Here is a 2,925-nt window from a genome sequence, read left to right as displayed (position 1 = left end):
CCTGGTCCGGCCCGGCCACGCCCCGCGTGCGCCGGGCCCTGAGAAAGGCACCGATGTCGCACCACCACTGGACCGCCCAGGTCATCAGCCCCCGCCCGGCCGAGGAGAGCCGGTCCGCCGACGCGGCGGCCCGCCCGGCCGCCCTGCTTCGGGGCGAGTTCGCCGTACGGCCGGGCGTGCGAGCGGCCCGGCTGACGGTCACCGCGCTGGGCGTCTACGAACTGGAGCTCAACGGCAGCGTGGTCGGCGACCACGTGCTGGCCCCGGGCTGGACCAGCTACCGCCACCGCCACCGCTTCCACTCCTTCGACGTGACCGGGCTGCTGCGCACCGGCGCCAACGCCTGGGGCGCCCACCTCGCGGACGGCTGGTACCGGGGCCGGCTCGGCTTCAACGGCGGCACCCGCGACATCTACGGCCCGGACACCGGCCTCCTCGCCGAACTGCGCGTGGAGTACGCCGACGGCACGACCGAGACCGTCACCACCGGCCCCGACTGGCGCGCCTGTCACGGTCCGGTGCTCTGCGCCGGCCTGTACGAGGGCGAGCACCACGACGCGCGCCGCGAACAGCCCGGCTGGAGCGAGCCCGGTTTCGACGACGGCGCCTGGCACCCGGTGCGCGTCCTCGACTTCGACACCACCGTCCTCTTCCCCGCCGACAGCCCGCCCGTGCGCCGCGTCGAGACCGTACGGCCCGTCGAGGTCACCGCGCTGCCCGGCGGCCGTGCCCTGCTGGACTTCGGACAGAACCTCGTCGGGCGCCTGCGCATCCGGGTGCGCGGCGAGGCCGGCCGCACGGTCACCCTGCGCCATGCCGAAGTCCTCGATCAGGATGGCGAGTTGTGCGTGCGGCCGCTGCGCACCGCCGCCGCCACCGACCGGTACACCCTGCGCGGCGACACGGACGCGGAGGAGTGGGAGCCGCGCTTCACCTTCCACGGCTTCCGCTACGCCGAGGTCGACGGCTGGCCCGGCCCGGTGACGCCCGACGACGTCACCGCCGTCGTCCTCCACAGCGACCTGCGCCGCACCGGCTGGTTCTCCTGCTCCGACCCGGTCCTGGAACGGCTGCACGAGAACGTCGTGTGGGGCATGCGCGGCAACTTCCTCGACGTACCCACCGACTGCCCGCAGCGCGACGAGCGCCTCGGCTGGACCGGCGACGTGCAGGTCTTCGCCCCCACGGCCGCGTTCCTGTACGACGTGCGCGCCTTCCTGCGGTCCTGGCTGCACGACCTGGCCGCCGACCAGAGCGAGGACGAGCACGGCATTCCACCGGTGTTCACCCCCGCCATCCCGGTCATCGCCGACGTCCCGCTGCCGCCCGGCAACCCGCCGATGGCCGGCTGGTGCGACGCCGCCGTCATCGTGCCCTGGGTGCTGTACGAGCGGTACGCCGACACCGAGGCGCTGCGCGAGCAGTACCCCTCGATGCGGGCCTGGGTCGACGCCGTAGAGGAGATCGCCGGGCCGGACCGGATCTGGGGCGAAGGCTTCCAGTTCGGCGACTGGCTGGACCCCACGGCTCCTCCCGAGGACCCGGGGAAGGCCGTGACCCCCTCCGTCCTCGTCGCCACCGCCTACTTCGCCCGCTCCGCCCGCCTGCTCGCCCGCAGCGCCGAGATCCTCGGCGACCTCGACGACGCGCTGCGCTACGACACCCTCGCCGACGCGGTGCGCGACGCCTTCCGCGGCCGCTTCCACGCGGGCGGCGGTCGGCTGACCGAGGAGACGCAGACCGCGTACGCGCTGGCCCTGAGCTTCGGCCTGCTGGAGGAGCCGGCCGAGCGGGCCGCCGCCGGGAACCGGCTCGCCGCCCTGGTCGCCGCACGCGGCCACCGCATCGGCACCGGCTTCCTCGGCACCCCGCTCGTGTGCGACGCGCTCACCGCCACCGGGCACCTGGACACGGCGTACCGGCTGCTGCTGGAGCGGTCCTGCCCGTCCTGGCTCTACCAGGTGGACATGGGCGCCACGACCGTCTGGGAACGCTGGGACAGCATGCTGCCCGACGGGCACGTCAACCCCGGTGAGATGACCTCGTTCAACCACTACGCGCTGGGCGCGGTCGCCGACTTCATCCACCGCACGGTCGCCGGACTCGCCCCGGCCGCGCCCGGCTACCGGCGCCTGCTGGTCCGGCCCCGTCCCGGCGGCGGGCTGACCTGGGCGAAGGCCGCGCACGAGACGCCGTACGGCCGCGCGGAGATCTTCTGGCGCATCGCCGGGCCCTCCCTGCACGCCGACGTCCTGGTGCCGCCCGGCACCACCGCCGAGGTCCACCTGCCGGGCGCCGAGCCCGTCGAGGCCGGACCGGGCCGCCACAGCTTCTGCATCCCCCACCCCATCCCCACAGCCGCCGAGGAGCAGCAGTGACCCACCCGTACCAGGACCCCACCCGCGGCGTGCGGGAGCGCGTCGCGGACCTGCTGCCCCGCATGACGGTGGAGGAGAAGGCCGGACTGGTCTTCCACCACGTGATCGGCCCCGGCCCGCAGGCCGCGCCCGCCGGGCGCACCGCCGAGCAGATGCTCTCCGAGAGCCGGATGACGCACTTCAACGTCCTGGGCGCCGCCTCCCCGCGCGAGATGGCCGCCTTCCACAACCGGCTCCAGGAACGGGCCGCCCACACCCGGCTGGGCATCCCGGTCACCCTGTCCACCGACCCGCGGCACGCCTTCACCGACAACCCGGGCACCGCGATGATGGCCGGGCCGTTCTCCCAGTGGCCCGAGACGCTCGGCCTGGCGGCCGTCGGCGACGCCGACCTGGTGCGCCGGTACGCGGACACCGTGCGCCGCGAGTACCTGGCCGTGGGCCTGCGCGTCGCGCTGCACCCGCAGATCGACCTGGCCACCGAGCCGCGCTGGGCCCGCATCTCCGGCACGTTCGGCGAGGACGCCGACCTGACCTCCCGCCTGGT

General features: G+C 74.8%; 2 protein-coding genes. Both read left to right on the top strand.

Features of this window, described 5'->3' with window-relative positions; translation table 11 throughout:
* Nucleotides 1-2,378, top strand: a 2,378-nt coding sequence (locus ACWD1Z_RS36960; protein ID WP_451125235.1) for a family 78 glycoside hydrolase catalytic domain, incomplete at its 5' end; no start/stop codon positions are given.
* Nucleotides 2,375-2,925 (top strand): glycoside hydrolase family 3 N-terminal domain-containing protein (locus ACWD1Z_RS36955; protein ID WP_451125233.1); only part of this gene is annotated, 551 nt, incomplete at its 3' end. The genes ACWD1Z_RS36960 and ACWD1Z_RS36955, both read left to right, overlap by 4 nt.

It is taken from the genome of Streptomyces sp. NPDC002784 (assembly GCF_053592135.1).
This window is presented reverse-complemented; position numbering and strand designations above follow the sequence as displayed.